The following is a 656-nucleotide window of genomic DNA, read 5'->3' as shown; positions in this document are numbered from 1 at the left end:
ATCTGCCGGAGGCCAACCTGGTGCAGAACCCGGAAGACGCTGAGAAGCGTTCGGGCCCGATCACCCTGGCAGTCAAGGAAGACGGCTCGATCTACTGGAACGACGAGGAAATCAACAAGCAGACCCTCGAGTCCCGCTTGTCGACCGCCGCCCAGCAGACTCCGCAGCCGCCCCTCAACCTGCGTGGTGACCGCACCACCAAGATGCGCGTCATCAACGAGATGACGAAGATCGCGCAGGAACAGGGCATGCTCGACGTTGGCTTCGTTGCCACCAAAGAGAAGGGGCAGTGAGCCATGGCGTTCAGTACTGGTGGTAATAAAGGCCCCATGGCCGACATCAACGTYACGCCCCTCGTGGACGTGATGCTGGTGCTGTTGATCATCTTCATCGTCACCGCGCCGATCATGACGTACCCGATCGCCGTGGACCTGCCGCAGCGCGTGCTCAACCCACCGCCGCAGCTGGTCGAGCCGCCGCCGCCGATCGAACTCAAGATCGACGCCAGCAACCAGGTCTCGTGGAACAACAGCCCGGTCGCGACCGGCGAGCTGCAGCAGCGGATGGAACAGGAGGTCCAGAAGGACCCGACGAACCAGCCGGAACTGCGCATCGACGCCAGCCCGGACTCCGAGTACGACGTGATGGCCAAGGTG

Annotated in this window: 2 protein-coding genes; both read left to right on the top strand. The window is 62.9% G+C overall.

Going from position 1 to position 656, the window contains the following annotated elements:
* Positions 1 to 293 (top strand): ExbD/TolR family protein (locus tag ACXJKJ_RS30830; RefSeq protein WP_457395322.1); only part of this gene is annotated, 293 nt, incomplete at its 5' end.
* A 36-nt stretch (positions 294 to 329) separates the two neighbouring features.
* On the top strand, positions 330 to 656 hold a 327-nt coding region (locus tag ACXJKJ_RS30825; protein ID WP_457395319.1), incomplete at its 3' end, for an ExbD/TolR family protein.

It is taken from the genome of Roseateles sp. P5_E1 (assembly GCF_054049335.1).
Note: the sequence above shows the minus strand (reverse complement) of the source record. Positions and strands in the feature narration are given on the sequence as shown.